A 17,015-nucleotide genomic window follows, 5' to 3' on the forward strand; every position below is an offset into this window, starting at 1 on the left:
GGTCCGCAAGACCAACACCGGTACCGTGCCGGGGCGAGCAATCCTTTGCTCACCCCCTGGCGCAACAGCTGCCCAATCTGTGGTGGAAAAGGCAGCAACACCAAGGCATTCCGTGTCTTGGAAAAGCGCGGTAAAGGGAGGTGGTTAGCATGTGGTGTGCCCGCCTACCTTTATCGCGACCCGACAGCGCTGTGGTGGTGCGTGCCGGGAGGAACTGGGCGACCTTTGGGTCGCCTTTTTTCTACGCTGCTTTTGGCTCATCCTGCTCAGGAGGGAAAACGTCATCCAGCGAGCAAGCAGCACCCAATCGGTTGAGCGCAGCAGTTATCGCTCTACACTCCGCAAGACCCGCCGTACGGCGGCCAGCTTCATAGTTGCTTACGCGTGTCTGAGTCCAACCCAACGTTGCAACCAATTCCCGCTGCTTGATACCCGCTTTCCCTCGATGCTCAGCAATTCGATTCATAACGATGGTCTCCGATGACTCGCGGCCATAATAAGCACGATACGTGAAGTTTTCAACACGTAAAGTGCGATAAAAAGATTTCACTGCGTGGTAAAAAAAGCACATGAACACACTCGCCATGCGCATAAAAAAATTAAGAAAGGCCACAGGCATGAGTCAGCAAGAACTCGCATTTGCTTGTGGCTGGGAATCACAGTCTCGAATAGGTAACTATGAAAGAGGAACCAGGCAGCCCAACCTTCAAGATCTGAAGAAGCTCTCAAATGCTTTGAGGGTTCCTTTTACAGAGTTGGTAGCAGAGCATGAGAGCTTGATACCCGAGAAAATCACCCCCCAGGACAGCTCCCTCAATAGAGATGTGACACCATCAAAAGCACTGGATATAGGACGCAATTCCCCTAGCAAAGCGCACCGGGCGAAGGAAGGGAGAGTTCCAGTGGTCGGGAATGCACAATTAGGTAATGAAGGCTTTTTTGAGGCTCTGGATTTTCCACCGGGGCATGGTGACGGCTATCTAAACATCCACAGCGATGACCCCGACGCATATGGGCTGAAGGTTACGGGCGATAGCATGCTTCCACGAATTAAAAATGGAGAGTTTGTGCTTATTGAACCGAACAAAACCTTTTTCAGCGGCGACGAGGTAATGGTACGTACGGCTGCTGGCCGGACGATGATCAAAGAGTTCATTTATCTGCGTGATGGCATGTACCGACTGGACAGTGTCAACGCTGAACACGCACCAATACATATTGCCGAATCTGACGTCATGGAAATCCATTTGGTAGGCGGCATACTCAAATCCTCTCGCTTTTTGCACAGTACGCCATAATTTAATCACGCTACGTATTGACACAGCGAAGCACGGCACGTGATATTTGCCTCACTCTTCCACCACAGAGCGAGGCAATACCATGCACACCACAGCAACGGTGCACATCCATCCGGCATGTGCAGCTAACCGCGAGCGCATTGAAAAACTGGAAGCCACGTCCGGCTGCCTGGTAGTCATTCACCACGGCAAACCCCGCCTGGTCTCGCGGCGCACTGCTCCAACCCCCTTCGACCCAAACGACGGGGGCCGGGCAGCATGAGCAAGTTCAAGATCGACAACCGCACCCTGACCCTGCTCAGCGCCCAGATCAATCTGAGCGAAACCTTTAATCACACCCTTCGATCAGCACCTCGGCGTGAATCGATAGCATTCCGACTGAAAGTTGAACGCAACCAGGTGGATACCACCTTCACTGTTGAACTGAGCAACGAACGCCACACGCTGACCCTGCTCAACGGCAAAAAAAATCATTTGAAGCTGGCGGACTTTATTGAAGATATCGCCAACGGCCCGATTGACCCCGCTGTTGAGCCGTCCCCACAACTGCATGCTGAGCGTGAATACGGTGCTTTCAGCGCATACCAACGCGAGCAGGTCTTCGGCCTGGTCTGCATTGGCGGTTTTCTCGACCTAGACCTCGGCTTTGAACTGCCTATACGTATCGCAGTGCATCGCACCCGGACACGCACAGGCATCACCGTAGTCATGAGCATTGGCGTCAAGAGCCCGCGCACCAAGTGTTTCACCGTGTGCGGCAGCGACGTGGAGATGTATAAAAAGGTCTGCGAATCCATCAACCACCTGGCTGCGCTGGCGACGCCCGCCGCGCACGTAGCGTAAAGGAGGTGACATGGAGCGCAATCTCGAAAAAACCGCCAAGTACTTTGGTATCACCCGCCCCGCCCTGATCAAGTTGATGCGTGAAAAGGGCATTCTGACAGCCGACCGACTACCGGCATTTCCAGTTCGCGACCGCGAGTACCTGCGAGTCAAGGACAGCAAGTGGTATCACCACGACCTGGGAATGCAGTACAGCCAGTCAACTCGGGTACGTCAGTCCGGCATCCTTTGGCTGGCCGAACAACTAGGCCTCGAACTTCCCGCCATTCCGGCAGACAACCGTGACGTGGCCTAGGGAATACGCCCGCCAGATCATCGCCATGCGTACACGCGAGGAGCGCAATGCCGCGCTCCTCGAAGTACCCGAACATCTGCGCGAGCTAACCAAACGCCACTGCCTGAACGCCTGGAACCACCCGGCAAAAACACCACGCAAGGAGGCTCAGCAAGCCAATGACTAACAGAGGCCAAACACCGCTCCGACTCCAACCCGCGCCCGAGGCGGCGACTGTAGAGCTGCTCTATCGCATCTTCGGCGACGTGCTGATCCCACTGGAGAAAGTACGCGAACAGTATTTCCGCAACCTTAACGAGCAATCGTTCGTCACAGAGATAAACAGCGGCCGGATCCAGCTCCCCATCACCACTCTGGACACCAGCCGCAAGGCACTGAAGTACGCGCATATCCGGCACGTCGCCTCATTGATTGACATCCGTGCCTACAAGGCTGATGCAGAGATGCAGCGACCACAAGATGAGACAACCGAGTAAACCAAAACAGCTGACACCACCAGCCAATTGCAACTAGTAGGAGCACACCACATGACCGCAGTACAGTTTGGAGCATTGATTATTCTCACCCTGTTCATCGGGCTAGTCTTTTGGGCCGGCTATCGCAGCTACATGATTGATGGCTGGCTTGAGGGAGCCGACGAGGCAAAAGCGGTTTATCAATCCGAAAACTCGCAGAGATTTCACAGTCTCGAACAGTTGCCGGATCAAACCCGTGGTCATTCGAGAAGCTATCGAGACTTGATTGGTGAGACAGCATGAAAACTCTGTTTCTGCTTATGGCCCAATACGATGGGCAAACAATCATTCCACTTAGCCAAGTCTGTAAAGACTACTTCACCCATCTCACCACTGACATGTTTCAACGCAAAGTAATGGCCGGCCAAATCCGAATTCCCATTACCAGGCTTGAGCCAAGCCAGAAGAGTGCTAAAGGCATCCACATTGCAGACTTAGCGGCCTACCTAGACATGCAACGGGAGGCTGCAGTGAAGGAATGTAACCAGCTCAATGGCATCCGCCGAGCTAGTTAACTCATTGCTTACCCCAGGCGCCCAACTTCACGGGCGCCTGAATAATCGTCTCCAACCACGGCCATTCGGCATAGTGGTCACCTCTACCGCGCAGATGGGTGTATCTACGCAATGAGTTCCAGTCTCGATGTCCGGAAACACTCGCCACTCGAGGGATATCCCAGTCCATTTCAAATAACCGACTCACGCCGTCATGTCGCAGGTCGTGGAAGTGAAGATCTTCAATCTCCAAAAACTTGCATGCCTTCGCCCAAGCGGTGGAGATCGATGACGAGTTGTACGGGAAAATCTCCGCACGTTCTTTTGGCATGCTCTTCAGAATGCGCCAGGCTTCGTCTGGAAGGCTACACCAAACATCGTTGCCGATTTTCTGACCGGGGTTCTTCATATCTCGCACCATCACTCGCCGACGCTCTTCATCGAGGTCTTCCCAGAGAACCCGGCTTATTTCATCCTGCCTACGGGTAGAAAATAACGCGAAACCGATGACCTTAAGCATGTTGATAGAACTGGGCCGACGCTGTTGCATACCGACGAAGTGCTCTAGCAGTTTATTCAGTTCGTCCTTGGTCGGCCGCCGGTCGCGCTCTCGACTTTTCATGTTGTAGCCCAGCTTCCTCAACACTTTTCGAGCATCCGCCATCGCATGCGGGTCGACCTCATATCCCCATGCAGGTCGAGCAATCGACAGAACAGCCCCTAGATGGGCCAAGTCATTGCCAGCAGTCTGCGGTTGAACGCCACCGCCCTCCTTGCTCATACGCCAGAGCGCAAAGTCCACCAACCGTTGGCTATTGATGTCGTAGTCAACGGTCTGACCGAAGTCCGAAGCTGCAATGGCATTGAGGGTGGCTTCCTTGGTCTTGCCCAACGGCCGGACCTTCTCCATTTCGGCCAGGTATTGCTTGATCATGTCTTCGACAGTGACACCCTTTCGGTTCGCACGTTCGATCGCACCTGGCTGGTCCAGGTCTGCCTCACGTCGCCGCACCCAGGCCTGAGCCGCCTGTTTCCGGGCGAAGGTCTGGCTCTCTTGGTAGACTTGCACTCCGTCGCGCTTGATGCGGATCTGAGCCGTGTAGCTCACGGTCCCATCCGCCAGTTTTCTTGCCCTGATAGTCGCCATATCGAAAGTGGTACGCGTCAGTTTTGAAGTGGTACATCGTACCACCGAGAGTCAAAAAACGCGCGAAAACGCCCCAAAACCCGCTGAAAATATGTAGAGCAAAATGGTACAGAACCCCCACTCCAGCCCAGTAAACACAAGCCCTACGCTATCTCGGCGGTTCAGCGTTGCACCTATGATGGACTGGACTGACCGCCATTGCCGTTTCTTCCTGCGCCTGCTGTCGAAAAACGCCCTGCTCTACACCGAAATGGTCACCACCGGCGCGCTCCTCAACGGTGATCACGACCGTTTCCTGCGTCATGACGAAGCCGAGCACCCGCTCGCGTTGCAGTTGGGCGGCAGTGTGCCGCTGGATCTCGCGGCGTGTGCGCGCATGGCCCAGGACCACGGTTACGACGAGGTGAATCTGAATGTCGGCTGCCCGAGTGATCGGGTGCAGAACAATATGATCGGCGCGTGCCTGATGGGGCATCCGCAGTTGGTGGCCGATTGTGTGAAGGCGATGCGCGATGCGGTGTCGATTCCGGTGACGGTGAAGCATCGCATCGGGATTAACGGGCGAGACAGTTACGAGGAGTTGTGCGATTTCGTCGGCACGGTTCGCGAGGCCGGGTGCACGAGTTTTACGGTGCATGCGCGGATTGCGATTCTGGAGGGGTTGTCGCCGAAGGAGAACCGGGATATTCCACCGTTGCGTTATGACGTGGCGGCGCGGTTGAAGGCGGACTTTCCAGAGCTGGAGATTATTCTCAACGGCGGCATCAAGACGCTGGAGGCCTGCCATGAGCATTTGCAGACCTTCGATGGGGTGATGCTGGGTCGCGAGGCGTATCACAATCCTTATGTGATGGCTGAAGTGGATCAGCAGCTGTTTGGCAGTACGGCACCGGTGATCACGCGTGCCGAGGCGCTGGCGCAGTTGCGGCCGTATATCGCTGCGCACATCGATGCGGGCGGTTCGATGCACCACATCACGCGGCATGTGTTGGGGCTGGGCACCGGCTTTCCGGGGGCGCGCAAGTTTCGGCAGTTGTTGTCGGTGGATATTCACAAGGCCAAGGAGCCGTTGGCCTTGCTGGATCAGGCGGCACAGTTGCTCGAAGGGCGTTAGGGAGTAATCTGCACCCGGTTGCGGAGTTCGCAGCCGGGTGCACATCTTCAGACCGCCGCTGCTTCAGTCCAGTTGATCCAACCGAATATCCAGGTCGCCAGGATCAGCAGACCGAATGCGATCCGGTACCAGGCGAACGCGGCGTAACTGTGGTTGGCGATGAACTTGAGCAAACCACGAACAGCGATCATGGCGAACAGGAACGCGGTCACGAAGCCGAGGGCAAAAACTGGCAGGTCGTCGGCCTGGAACAGATCCCGGTATTTGTAGCCGGAATAGACGGCGGCCCCCACCATGGTGGGCATGGCCAGGAAGAACGAGAACTCGGTCGCGGCCTTGCGTGACAGGCCAAACAGCAGCCCGCCGATGATGGTCGATCCTGAGCGGGAGGTGCCCGGGATCATCGCCAGGCATTGTGCGAAACCGACCTTGAGGGCGTCAGGCCAGCGCATATCGTCGACATGATCGACGTACACCACATGGTTGCGCTCCTCGGCCCACAACATGACGATACCGCCCACCACCAATGCCATCGCCACGGTGATGGGATTGAACAGGTATTCGTGAATTTTATCGGCGAACAGCACCCCCAGAACAACGGCCGGCATGAAGCCGATCAATAGATTCAAGGTAAAGCGCTGCGCATTGCGTTGGGTGGGTAAACCGCTGACGACTTCGAGGATCTTGCTTCGGAACTCCCAGACAACCGCCAGGATGGCGCCCAGTTGAATAATGATATTGAACGCCATTGCGCGTTCACCACCGAAGTCGAGCAAGTCCGCGACAATAATCTGGTGCCCGGTACTGGAGATGGGCAAAAACTCGGTGAGCCCTTCAACCAACCCTAAAAACAACACCGATACAGTGGTCCACAGATCCATCAATCCCCCGTTAGACCCTCACGATAATCGCATGAAGGGCCTGTTGACTATTCAAACACCTTGAACTCATTGCAACAGGGCGCAAATCAATCCTGACAATGACCACCTGGCGAACGCGAGAGTAGAACGCACTAAGCTGCGCATTAAAACCCTTTGTTATCAATTGTCCATCACCCTAACTAACAGAGGAAAAGTTACATATCCCTAATCAGAGCGAAACACTTCTAGCAAAAAAAGCCTGAGCTTATGCCAAAAAAATCAAAGTTTCAGCGGCTGATCACTTCCGATAATAATTTACAATCGACACCCGCGCTCAGCCAAGCGTCAAGCTTATGGCGCCAGTAAACCGGGATATCGGGAAAAAGATGGCACAATGATATGCCGCTTGAATCAGGAAGATCGAGCTGGTGAGTTCTTCACACCTAACCTCAAGAACGCAAACGATCACGTCCAATCCACCTGCGATGTTAAAAAAACCTGTCGATCACATCAAATTTCGATGAAATGTTACCAATTGTCAGTCACAAATGAGAATCGGTGCTTTAACATCCAAACGTCAGCACCCAGCCGAGTCATAGCATGATGCTTACAGGGACCAAAACGATCTCAATTCACAATCGAGTAAAGGAGCAGACAGGGATTCTCACCATTGGGCGGACCCACATGCTGGCGGACGAGTTCAGAGAATTAGTCACCAGGCACGCAGGTTCCAATATACCCGTAGTGGCAACGTGCTACAGTAAATTGCTCAATAGATACCAGCACCCGGAGTTGTACCGTGCGATTTTTGTGATTATTGATAGTCCACAGGCGATTATCGACAGCATTGCGCTGATCGAGGATCTGCGCTCCGACAATATGGGCTCGATCATTTTTGCGGCCATCACGGGGCCAGGCACCTACAACAAGATGAAATATTATCTTGCAGGCGCCGATTACTGCATCAAGTTCACCGGTACACCGGAGGAAAGCACCGAGGTATTTTCCGGAATTTTCAGTAGCCCGGAATGGCAGAAAAAAGACATTCTGCTTTTAGACCCCACGCGCATGTGCCTCATTGGGGACGATAAAAAACTGGATGTATCGTTTGCGGAAATGCAGATTCTTGAGGCGTTCTCTCAAACGAAAAGCCACATTTTGAGTCATGATGAAATCGCCAACGTCATGGGCCTTAATATAAATTTTTATGACCCAAGAGCCTTGGAAAAATCGATCAGCCGCCTTCGCGGCAAGATAAAAGGCATGTATGGCACCAACGCCATTCAGAGTATTCGCGGGCATGGATATCGCTTAATCAGGGGCTTGATTTCTACAACCTGATGACTATGCAACGGAGTTTTTGCATTATGAACGCAACTGAATGCGTGCCTCGCTTTGAGCGTGCGAATCACTATTTGTCTCGACAATTGATTCTTACACGCGATGACTGCCCCTTTGGCAGCGAGATCAGAATAAAATCTGACGACAGTCAGTTCCTGTCCGCCCTTGCCTCTTACGCATCGGCGACGAATGAGATGAGTGCCATCTACAGTGAAGCGCTGATGCAGACCCGTCTGATCGCCTTCTCGCTGAAAGATCGCAATATCTCCAGCCAAAACAAATACCTCAGTCGCCGCTTTGTCTGCCTGGAGCAGTCAGCGCTCGCCAACGCCGCTCTCACTGAAGAGCTGATCCAGTGCAGCGAAGCCCTGCGTGGCTTTGGCCAGACACTGGTGGTCGCGTTAAATGAACTCCCCCTGCCAACGGTTAACTTCAGCGATAAAAAGAAGATTCTCCACAACGTGTATCTACTAAAAGATCACGGCATCGAAATCGCGCTCGATGGTTACAATATCTACGATGAAAGTATCGAGATATTTACAACCTTGAATCTATTTGACTATATCAAGATATCCATATCGGCCCTAGACTTGAGTCTGAAGCTCACGAGCAACCCGGAACTTTTCAATCGCCTCTACGAACGCATGACCGCCCAGGCTCATAACACCAAAGTCTGTTTTATAGCGGACAGAGTCGAGCATGCCGCCAGCCATGTACTGGCGCGAGCGTTGCCCTTTGATTACTTTCAAGGGAGCCATTACTCCCCTGCCGACAACCTTTAACCAATAAATCAGGCGTGCAATTCAGGAGAGCGACATGGAAAGCAGTACAAACCTCCCGAGAAAATATTTTGTCGTAGTAACCCATAGCCCCGCACTGCAACTTGAGCTGGAGGCACTGTTATCGAGCAAACGCTACAACTCGTTTGGTACTTCCCAGGCAAAAATGTTCGTTGAAGGCGTGACCCCACCCTCCTCAGCCCCCAAACTCATGGAGTTTATTTACCCGCACGTGGAAAGAATGGTTTCGCCTGTTATCAAGCATGATACACAGCGCATTCTTTCGACGTTCAATTCCCAGTGGCAAGCGGTTCAACCCACTACTCAGCGCATCAACATCACCTCGATTGCAGAGCAAGCCAAGGATGACGCCCCGGATCGCTCCGCCGACGAAACCTGGCGCTTGAGCAATGGCAACGGCGCATTGATCAAGGATGATATCGAGATTGTCCTGACTGGCCTGGAAGCCGCGCTGCTCAAGAAAATGCTTCATCATGATGATCGCGTAGTCAGCAAGGATGATCTTATCCGCAGCATCGGCCGAGAACCTGAACACTATCGAGGCCTCGAAATGTGCCTGAGCCGATTGCAGGAGAAGTTCAAGAATGCCAGCAATGGCGAACGACTATTTCGGGCAGTCAGAAATCGTGGCTATTGCCTGATACAAAAGATCGTACGCGGGAAAAGCCTGACCTGAGCTAACAAAATGCTCACACTGGCCGTGCACTACAATAACAATAACGCACACCGGTTCCCCTCCCCCCCTGCCTTCCTTTCCTTCTAATAAGCGCCTCTACAGCCCAAGTCACATTGTCGACTTTTTATAACGCCCCAATATATTGGCCCGCGACACTAATCTCCTCGTTAGAAGTCGTCAGACAGTATTCAAACCAATAACTTAATCTATTTACTGACGACAGCGCCGCCCTGGCTCTTCAGTTCGTCAGCGCATGGCCATCTTATAAGAACAATAACGCTGCCAGATCAATTTTGGTTCTTGTCTGTCGACACGCAAATGGACGTATTTTGGGGATATCGCATGGTTAACAATCTTCGTATCAATCGAAATACCACTCTCAAAGGATTGACCTTCTGGGGACAGTGGGCATTGGGTCAGGGCTTTGTTGTCGCCCTGTTACTTCTATTGGTTTATAGCCAGACGGGAACAGTAGAGTTTTATTATCGAGTCTGTGCAGCACTTACAGTACTGGCATCTGTGCCAGCTTATACATGGTGTGGTGTTTACGCCAAAAAAGACAACTTCCTTGAAGGGCTGATCAGGCTATTGATGGGTTGGGCAATGACCTTGGCTGCGTTGGCTATTGTCGCCTTCCTGTGCAAGGCCAATGAACTGTTTTCCCGCCAGATCATTCTGGTCTGGGCTGTCGGCAGCTACATTGGGCAGGCACTGTTGTATGTCCCGTTGCAGGGTTTCTCGAAGTACTACCAGCGCTCGCTTCAACGCGAACGGAAAACACTCATCGTGGGTACGGGCGAACTGGCAATGGGCTTGGCCAACAAACTTCGTTCCCTTGAGCATTTCCCGTTGGTGGGACTGGTCAGTTCGGAGGCCACTCCCCTGCTGGAGGCGGGTGCGCCACCGGTCGTAGGTCCGCAAGAGGAACTCCTGGAGTTGATCCAGACCCACGATATCCGCCGCCTGTACATCACGCTGCCCCTGAGTGAAGCAGCACAGATCGAAGCCATGTATGGCGACTTGCTGGATGCCCACGTCGATGTTGTCTGGGTGCCGGACTTGAACAGTCTGACCCTGCTCAATCACTCCGTCAGTGACGTGGACGGCCTTCCGGCGATCCACCTGAATGAAAGCCCGCTGACCAGCCAACCCACCGCCGCACTGAGTAAAAGCCTGCTCGACAAAAGCGTGGCGCTGATGGCCATCATCGTCCTCAGCCCATTGCTGTTGGCGATTGGCCTGGCGGTCAAACTCACTTCCCAGGGGCCGGTGTTTTTCAAGCAGGATCGGCATGGCTGGAACGGCAAGGTGATCCAGGTCTGGAAGTTTCGCTCGATGCGCGTACACGATGACCGCGAGGTGAAACAGGCCAGCCGTAACGACTCGCGGATAACGCCGGTCGGACGTTTTATCCGCCGCACGTCAATCGATGAGTTGCCGCAATTGTTCAATGTCCTGCAAGGCCACATGGCCCTTGTCGGGCCTCGTCCACATGCCATTGCTCACAACGATTACTACTCCGGCAAGATTCTCGCCTACATGGCTCGCCATCGAATCAAGCCGGGTATCACCGGGCTGGCTCAAATCAGCGGTTTCCGCGGCGAGACCGACACCCTCGACAAGATGCAGAAGCGCGTCGAAATCGACCTCAAGTACATCAACAACTGGTCGTTGTGGCTGGATCTGAAAATCCTGGTGAAGACGCCCTTCACCTTGCTGTCAAAAGACATTTATTGACGGCAGAACACTATTTGATTGTACGCCAGCAGATTAATCAGGGGACGAAGGTCCCCTTTTCGCTTGATCTGGCGTAACTCAAAACCAACAACTCGCCATGTAAGGAAGACTCGGATGATCGCGAGTAAACAATATGCCAACCCCGCCTGGTACCTGATTCACTGCAAAGCCAAGCAGGATGAGCGCGCCGAGGAAAATCTGCAGCGCCAGGGTTATCAATGCTATCGCCCGACCTATCGACGTGAACGTCTCCTTCGGGGCAAGCGACAGACCCTCTGCGAGTCGCTGTTTCCCGGTTACCTGTTTATCCAGCTCAGCCTGCACGACAACTGGGCGCCATTGCGCTCGACGCGTGGTGTATTGAGGACGGTCAGTTTCGGCGGCCAGCCTGTAGCGATTGCTGATGACGTGATTGATCATCTGCAACTGCGCGAGCGCGAACCGTCGGCACAAACGCTGCTGACACAGGGCGACCTGGTGCGGATCAATCAAGGGAGTTTTGCAGAGCTGGAAGCGCTGTTTCTAGCGATGGATGGTGATGAGCGGGTTGTGTTGCTGATGAACTTTTTGCAGCGCGAGCAGCGTATCAACCTGCCGCTGTCGAGCATCACCAGACTGTAGGAACATCAAGGCGCTGTATGGAAGTGGCCGAGCGCAGGCGACTTCTGCACAGCGCCTCGCTCTTCGCATTCCCTTCCGACTGACGAAAAAAAAAGCGATCTGCAGAGTTTCTCTCCCCTGCAGATCGCCGATTTTTATTCAGTAATCTTCTCAAAGTTGCGATAGAACAGGTCACTGTCACGGCTATCGGTCATTGTGTGCAGCGAATAACTACGATTGAGCCGTGCACCACCGTCCCGGGTCAAAGGTGCCCAAACGATATTGGCGCGACGCATCGTCGACATGCTCATCAACTCGTCGAAAGGGATGGAGATATAGATTCCCTTGTCGAAACTACCCTCGCCATACTCTTCTTTCGTCGCCGTGGTCAGCGTGACCCAGCCACCGAATCGCACCCCGTTACTGAACTCACGGGACAGATCGATCGTGGTGCCCCAGTCGCGAGCCAAGTACCGACCAACACTGACGGCCGCCTGGGCTTCGAAAGGCAGGTCGGTGTAGCCAGTGATGTGCCCCGTGACGGTCGAGTAGTCACGCAAACCAAAACCCTGGTCGAAGTTTCGCTGGCGAACGAAGTTCAGGTCTGCGCCAACAGACCAGCGCTGGCCAGCAGGACGAAACAGCACTTCACCGCCGACACCGGCAAACATGGACTCCAGATAGCCCCCATAGACCATGCCATACACGTCTTTATCCAACTGCTTGGCGTGGTTGAGCTGGAACGTTGGCATGGTGACGTCAGAGGTCGTCAGATACTGACGCAAGTCGGTGCGCACTCGAGGTAAACCGCTCGGAGCGTCGTAGGTAAACTTGTCATAGTTATTCAACAAGTTGACGCTCAGCAAACCACTCCACCAGGTATTACGGGTGAAACGATACTCCGCGTCCGCATCGGCAGTGACCTGGTAGAGCAAGCCATCAGGGCCACCGATGTTCTGCTTGTACCCCAGACCCAGTCCATAAGAGAAAGGATCACGCGCCCCGGTGTACAGCGTGGTCTCGGTATGCGGTACGGCGGCGTTGACCTCGGTTGCACGATGCAAGTCTTGCAGCGGCTCTTCGTTTTTGACCACCTCGCGAAAGGTATCGCGGGGCACGCTGGTTTCTTCCAACGGCATGTCGTATCGCTTGTTCACCAAGGTGAACCAATCGATATCGTCGTTGACGCTGTTGTCGAGAATCCGGCTGGCGCGGCCGACAGCTTTAGCCGAATAGAAATAACGGGACTGCTCGCCATACACCAACAATTCAGAGCCACGCTGGGTGATGCGTTCCACTTTATAGCCGGCATTATTTTGCAGGCGTTGGGACACATTGGCCCAATTGACCTGATCCGCCGAGGTGACAGGCGCCTTGGCCGGGAGGGGTTCCGCGGGCGGGTCGTAGGTCTTTGCCGGCGACTTGCGGCTGGCAAAGTTGGTGTGCAGCGTGATACCAAACATAGCGGTATTGCCACGCTCCCAGGCAGCGCTGAGATCAATCGAGTCTGTCAGCTTGTACACGGCACCGATGTTGATGGGGGAGTCTTGTTTGATGTCATTGTCACGCGGCTCGTTTTTATAGTCATTGCCTTCATATTCGAGTTTCAGACTGAGGGGTGCCCAAGGTGTTTGGTAAGCGACACCGCCGAACAAGGAAGGCGTTCCTCTAAAATAATTCGCATTGAAGTCACCCGTCCCTTCGCCGGGTGGACGTGTATCAAAGCGGTCATCGACCCACCCTAGCGGGTTTTCGAAATCGCCTCGATTTCCCATGTACCCCCACGCTACGCCGCCACTGAAGTCAAAGTTGCCAAAGCGTTTGTTGGCAACGAAATATTCACTGGAGAATAACCCTGTACCACCGATGTCCTGGAATCCTAAAGCCACCTGAGGAAGCCAATGACTTTCCTGCCACAAGCGAACTTTGGCATCAACAGCCTTATCCTTGTAGCTTTGATCGCCACTGAGTGACTCGGGGCCGTATGGCCGGTTGGTGATGGCGGTATATCGAAACGAGCCCTCAAGCCATTCAAAGGGCTGTAGCGAAAGGCTATAACGAGTATAGGGTTCAGTACGACTGGCATTGACACTCAGCTCGCCGGCAGGCGCCATGCGCGCAGTGGGTGTTTGTAATAAGCCCACGCCACCGAAATCATTCTGGGTATAACGCGGTTCTCCATGAGCCAAACCACAAGGCAACAACAGGACCGCTGCAAAACGTAACTTCAAGGGGCCACCTCAGCCACAGGTTGAGTGGCGAGGAATTCGGCCAACTGCTGATTGAGTTCAGGTGTAGGCGGATCAAGGTCATCGCTCTTGATCGGCACCAGGATTTTGCTGCCGGCGGCGGGCCAGTGCCCTTCTTCCCGATTCCACAAGGCAATGCCTATCCGTTGCGTGTGACCATCGGGCTGGATAATCCACAGGTAATCCATCTCGGCTTCGGTGGAGGGTGGGCAGGATTGCAGATAATCACGTGCCTCTTGCATTGCGCGATAAGGCAGCCGGCAAGGTTTCGCGACCGCGCCCAACACTTCCACAGCATCGGGGCGAGATGGATAGACAAGTTGGTCGCCGTCATCGATACGAGCGTTGAGGGCAAACCCGACCTCGACGGCAACAGGGTCAAGCACGGCAACCTGGCGACCCGTAACCGGTAATTGCCCAATCTCTTCAAAGAGCTGGTCGGCCAACGCCGCCCGGGCAGGCTTGCCAAACAGCAAGGCGCCACGCTGCAGTACTTTCAGATCAAACAATACCCCGACTTTCAGCCGGCGTTGCTCTTCCAGCAAAGGCTGGCGCAACCAGGCGGCACCCAACCAGTAACTTTCAGCATTGGGTTGCGCAGCAGTAATAACATCCAGCAAACGGGCTCCCGGCTGGATCTTGAATTGGCCAGGAGTGCGAACGTCACCACTGACCGTGACGTCGGCATGGCTCAGACCTGAGCCCGCTAATAACAAGCCGGCAAACACTATGTTCAGAGGCTTCAATGAGTAACTCCCTGTTCAGAACGCAACTGAATGACCTTCAGGGAAATTTGCGGCGTTATATGCTGCTCGCTCTGAATGACGAAACCATCCTGTGGCCTGACCCAGTAACGATTGACTGCATGGAAATCTATTTGAGGCGCATCAATGCGCTCATCGACACGGAGCAAGGCATACGTCTTGTCCATCACTTTGACGTCCTCGATGCCTTCCTGGGTAAACCGGCTGGTCACGGCAATCCCGACGCGGTAGCCGTCATAGATATCGATCCAGCGGGTGCTGCTAAAGCTCTCGGGCAGCCGGTGCAGCCCACGCTTGAACGGCGACTCGCCCTCCCAGCGGGTACCATCGAGATTGATACCAAGCCCGACACTGCGCACGATCAAACCATCGCGCATCAACAACACCTGCTTGCCGGATGCAACCCAGAATTGCAGGTCGCCACGCTGGCGAATCATCGCCATCACGCCCTCACTGGAGGACGTGGTGACTTTGATCTGAGGAAAGGGAACAGCGTCCACTTGAGCCTGGGTCAACTCCAGAGAGTCGGGCCCCACAGTGGCCGCTTTAAGGGTATCGAAAGAGGCTTTCATCAGTGGGTTACACCCACACAGCATGAAAGCCATCGCCAGGAGGGCGCTCTTACGCATAATTATCACGCTGAAATGGGCCTTATCTGTTGCTGGCTTCGCTCAAGTTGTTCTGTGTCGCAGCACCGATACCGATGATGGACGCAGAAGGCACCAACTGGCTGATAAAGCGATTCCAGCGGGTAACGTTGGCAGGCCCGACATAGACCACATCCTGTGCTTGCACATCAAAACGCGTGGCCAACGCCATGGCGGAAGGTGATTCGGCTTCCAATTGAAAAATCTTCGCCGGTTCCTTATCGAGGTTTTCAACACCCCGGATCACATAAACGGCATTGCCATTGGAGGTCGCCTGATTCAAGCCACCCACCGTCCCCAACACATCGGACAGGTTCATGGTTTTGGTTTTGAAGCTCAGGGCCCGGGGCTGGGTAACTTCACCCATGACATAGATCCGCTTGCGATCGTTGTAAGGCAGATACAACTGGTCACCCGCCTTGAGATACACATTCGGCAACTGGGAGTTGTTCTGACGATTCAGCGCATCCAGATCCAACTTATATTCGCGACCATCACGGGTAAGGGTCAGGTTCGAAAGGTCAGCGTTCAAAGGATCGATTCCGGCGGCCCCCACAGCCTCCACAACACTCAGTTGCGTTGTGGTGAGTGGCTGCTGCCCTGCCCTTAAGACCGCACCGGAAACCACGATTTTCTGACTGGCGAACCGCAACACACTGACATCTACCTGAGGGCTTTCAACAAACTGCGACAAACGACTTGAAATATAGGCACGCAGCTCTTCGATCGTTTTGCCTGCAGCAGGAATATTGCCAACGTAGGGGTAAAAAAGATTGCCGTCCGGGCGAACAAGACGCCCGTTAGCATCGATTTGCTGTTGTGGTCCCGAAGGCGCCGTCAACTCTGGATGGTCCCAAACGGTGATAAACAGCAAGTCGTTGGCACCAATCCGGTAACTTCCAGGTGAGTAGCTCAAAAGCTCTGAGGGAATGGTTTCGCCCACCTGAGTGGCCGAGTTCATGGCAATCAACTTAGGCGTGATGGGGATCAGCTCAACACGACTGCTCTCAGGTGTCCCATCACGAACGATTTGACTAGTGTCCATATGTTGACCGGGGGAAAACATACAGCCTTGCAGAGTAATACTTGCCAGTATGGCAATAGAAAAATTACGAATCATATTGACACTACGCTAGTTGAGAGCATACCCAAAAAAACAAGGCCACCCAGGCAACCCTGTGTGACCTTGTCCAAAACGCTACTACAATTTCAATTAGTCGTCCCGGTAGTACCGGTGGTACCACCAGTCCCACCAGTACCGCCATTGGAACTTCCGCCACTGTTAGATGCAGCTACCACGCCGGCGACCACTGCAGCGCCGACCAGCAAGCTTGTACCGACAGTGACTGAACCCACCAACGGAGTGCTCAGTGTCAGCGGTTCTTCTGCCGCTATTACTGAGGTACTCAAGATAGTCAACAACGAGATAGCAAATAGCTTTTTCATATCAGACTCCTAATTTTAGATACAGGGTTTGATACTAAGTACCAAAAACGAAAGAGTGAGCAGACGCCGACAAATACAACCATCGAACGACTGCGACGCCCCTCCTTTTTTCCTTCTGTAGATCATCTCACCGAAAGATCATTGATACCAGTGATCGCGTCGAGCTCAATCAGTCGCGCAGAGCGAAGG

At 53.8% G+C, this 17,015-nt stretch carries 21 protein-coding genes; 13 read left to right on the forward strand and 8 right to left on the reverse strand.

Annotated features, from left to right (window positions below; all coding sequences use genetic code 11):
• Positions 1 to 241 precede the first annotated feature (241 nt).
• The gene (locus tag CKW21_RS32390; RefSeq protein WP_371917551.1) at positions 242 to 619 is read right to left on the reverse strand and encodes a helix-turn-helix transcriptional regulator; all 378 of its coding nucleotides are present in this window, start codon (positions 617 to 619) and stop codon (positions 242 to 244) included.
• On the opposite strand from CKW21_RS32390, the gene CKW21_RS27180 reads away from it, so the two are divergent.
• From CKW21_RS27180 to CKW21_RS27210, 7 genes are all read left to right on the forward strand, one after another.
• Positions 570 to 1,298 carry an XRE family transcriptional regulator gene (locus CKW21_RS27180; RefSeq protein ID WP_095196946.1) on the forward strand — a complete coding sequence of 243 codons (729 nt, stop codon included), beginning with the start codon at positions 570 to 572 and terminating at the stop codon, positions 1,296 to 1,298. The genes CKW21_RS32390 and CKW21_RS27180 overlap by 50 nt on opposite strands.
• Before the next feature lie 258 nt (positions 1,299 to 1,556).
• A complete protein-coding gene (locus tag CKW21_RS27190; RefSeq protein ID WP_095196948.1) occupies positions 1,557 to 2,141 on the forward strand; it encodes a hypothetical protein in 585 nt (194 codons plus the stop codon).
• Positions 2,142 to 2,151: 10 nt separating this feature from the next.
• A complete protein-coding gene (locus CKW21_RS27195) occupies positions 2,152 to 2,436 on the forward strand; it encodes a phage antirepressor KilAC domain-containing protein (protein WP_095196949.1) in 285 nt (94 codons plus the stop codon).
• Between the two features lie 25 nt (positions 2,437 to 2,461).
• The gene (locus tag CKW21_RS31585) at positions 2,462 to 2,602 is read left to right on the forward strand and encodes a hypothetical protein (RefSeq protein ID WP_170948748.1); all 141 of its coding nucleotides are present in this window, start codon (positions 2,462 to 2,464) and stop codon (positions 2,600 to 2,602) included.
• The gene (locus tag CKW21_RS27200; RefSeq protein ID WP_095196950.1) at positions 2,595 to 2,912 is read left to right on the forward strand and encodes a pyocin activator PrtN family protein; all 318 of its coding nucleotides are present in this window, start codon (positions 2,595 to 2,597) and stop codon (positions 2,910 to 2,912) included. The genes CKW21_RS31585 and CKW21_RS27200 overlap by 8 nt, the downstream gene beginning before the upstream one ends.
• A gap of 51 nt (positions 2,913 to 2,963) precedes the next feature.
• Positions 2,964 to 3,194: a hypothetical protein gene (locus tag CKW21_RS27205; RefSeq protein WP_095196951.1), complete on the forward strand. Its 231-nt coding sequence runs from the start codon at positions 2,964 to 2,966 to the stop codon at positions 3,192 to 3,194.
• Positions 3,191 to 3,466 carry a pyocin activator PrtN family protein gene (locus CKW21_RS27210; protein WP_095196952.1) on the forward strand — a complete coding sequence of 92 codons (276 nt, stop codon included), beginning with the start codon at positions 3,191 to 3,193 and terminating at the stop codon, positions 3,464 to 3,466. The genes CKW21_RS27205 and CKW21_RS27210 overlap by 4 nt, the downstream gene beginning before the upstream one ends.
• Position 3,467: 1 nt before the next feature.
• Here the strand turns inward: CKW21_RS27210 and CKW21_RS27215 are convergent, their stop codons facing one another.
• Positions 3,468 to 4,592, reverse strand: coding sequence for a site-specific integrase (locus CKW21_RS27215; RefSeq protein ID WP_095196953.1), 1,125 nt, complete (start codon positions 4,590 to 4,592; stop codon positions 3,468 to 3,470).
• 103 nt (positions 4,593 to 4,695) lie between these two features.
• Here CKW21_RS27215 and dusA point away from each other — a divergent pair, with 103 nt between their 5' ends.
• Positions 4,696 to 5,706: a tRNA dihydrouridine(20/20a) synthase DusA gene (dusA, locus tag CKW21_RS27220; RefSeq protein ID WP_095196954.1), complete on the forward strand. Its 1,011-nt coding sequence runs from the start codon at positions 4,696 to 4,698 to the stop codon at positions 5,704 to 5,706.
• A 47-nt stretch (positions 5,707 to 5,753) separates the two neighbouring features.
• Here the strand turns inward: dusA and CKW21_RS27225 are convergent, their stop codons facing one another.
• Positions 5,754 to 6,587 carry an undecaprenyl-diphosphate phosphatase gene (locus CKW21_RS27225; RefSeq protein WP_095196955.1) on the reverse strand — a complete coding sequence of 278 codons (834 nt, stop codon included), beginning with the start codon at positions 6,585 to 6,587 and terminating at the stop codon, positions 5,754 to 5,756.
• A 579-nt stretch (positions 6,588 to 7,166) separates the two neighbouring features.
• Between CKW21_RS27225 and CKW21_RS27230 the strand changes: the two genes are divergently transcribed.
• The 5 genes from CKW21_RS27230 (at position 7,167) to rfaH (ending at position 11,741) form a co-directional block, all read left to right on the forward strand.
• Complete coding sequence (locus CKW21_RS27230) at positions 7,167 to 7,907, forward strand: winged helix-turn-helix domain-containing protein (protein WP_371917552.1); 741 nt, start codon at positions 7,167 to 7,169, stop codon at positions 7,905 to 7,907.
• Positions 7,908 to 7,933: 26 nt separating this feature from the next.
• Positions 7,934 to 8,689 (forward strand): EAL domain-containing protein, encoded by a 756-nt coding sequence (locus CKW21_RS27235; protein WP_095197016.1) that lies wholly within the window; start codon positions 7,934 to 7,936, stop codon positions 8,687 to 8,689.
• A 34-nt stretch (positions 8,690 to 8,723) separates the two neighbouring features.
• The gene (locus CKW21_RS27240) at positions 8,724 to 9,383 is read left to right on the forward strand and encodes a helix-turn-helix domain-containing protein (protein WP_095196956.1); all 660 of its coding nucleotides are present in this window, start codon (positions 8,724 to 8,726) and stop codon (positions 9,381 to 9,383) included.
• Between the two features lie 342 nt (positions 9,384 to 9,725).
• Positions 9,726 to 11,120: an undecaprenyl-phosphate glucose phosphotransferase gene (locus CKW21_RS27245; protein WP_095196957.1), complete on the forward strand. Its 1,395-nt coding sequence runs from the start codon at positions 9,726 to 9,728 to the stop codon at positions 11,118 to 11,120.
• A 114-nt stretch (positions 11,121 to 11,234) separates the two neighbouring features.
• On the forward strand, positions 11,235 to 11,741 hold the full coding sequence (gene rfaH / locus CKW21_RS27250; RefSeq protein WP_095196958.1) for a transcription/translation regulatory transformer protein RfaH: 507 nt from the start codon (positions 11,235 to 11,237) through the stop codon (positions 11,739 to 11,741).
• Between the two features lie 134 nt (positions 11,742 to 11,875).
• On the opposite strand, the gene CKW21_RS27255 is transcribed toward rfaH, so the two are convergent.
• From CKW21_RS27255 to CKW21_RS32025, 5 genes are all read right to left on the reverse strand, one after another.
• Positions 11,876 to 13,951: a YjbH domain-containing protein gene (locus tag CKW21_RS27255; protein ID WP_095196959.1), complete on the reverse strand. Its 2,076-nt coding sequence runs from the start codon at positions 13,949 to 13,951 to the stop codon at positions 11,876 to 11,878.
• Complete coding sequence (locus tag CKW21_RS27260) at positions 13,948 to 14,715, reverse strand: capsule biosynthesis GfcC family protein (protein WP_095196960.1); 768 nt, start codon at positions 14,713 to 14,715, stop codon at positions 13,948 to 13,950. Before CKW21_RS27260 ends, CKW21_RS27255 begins: the two co-directional genes overlap by 4 nt.
• Positions 14,712 to 15,371 (reverse strand): YjbF family lipoprotein, encoded by a 660-nt coding sequence (locus CKW21_RS27265; protein WP_371917553.1) that lies wholly within the window; start codon positions 15,369 to 15,371, stop codon positions 14,712 to 14,714. Before CKW21_RS27265 ends, CKW21_RS27260 begins: the two co-directional genes overlap by 4 nt.
• 13 nt (positions 15,372 to 15,384) lie before the next feature.
• The gene (locus tag CKW21_RS27270) at positions 15,385 to 16,500 is read right to left on the reverse strand and encodes a polysaccharide biosynthesis/export family protein (protein ID WP_095196961.1); all 1,116 of its coding nucleotides are present in this window, start codon (positions 16,498 to 16,500) and stop codon (positions 15,385 to 15,387) included.
• An 89-nt stretch (positions 16,501 to 16,589) separates the two neighbouring features.
• The gene (locus tag CKW21_RS32025; protein ID WP_095196962.1) at positions 16,590 to 16,826 is read right to left on the reverse strand and encodes a hypothetical protein; all 237 of its coding nucleotides are present in this window, start codon (positions 16,824 to 16,826) and stop codon (positions 16,590 to 16,592) included.
• Between the last annotated feature and the right edge of the window lie 189 nt (positions 16,827 to 17,015).

The organism is Pseudomonas sp. Irchel 3A7 (assembly GCF_900187565.1).
Taxonomy (GTDB): Bacteria; Pseudomonadota; Gammaproteobacteria; order Pseudomonadales; family Pseudomonadaceae; genus Aquipseudomonas.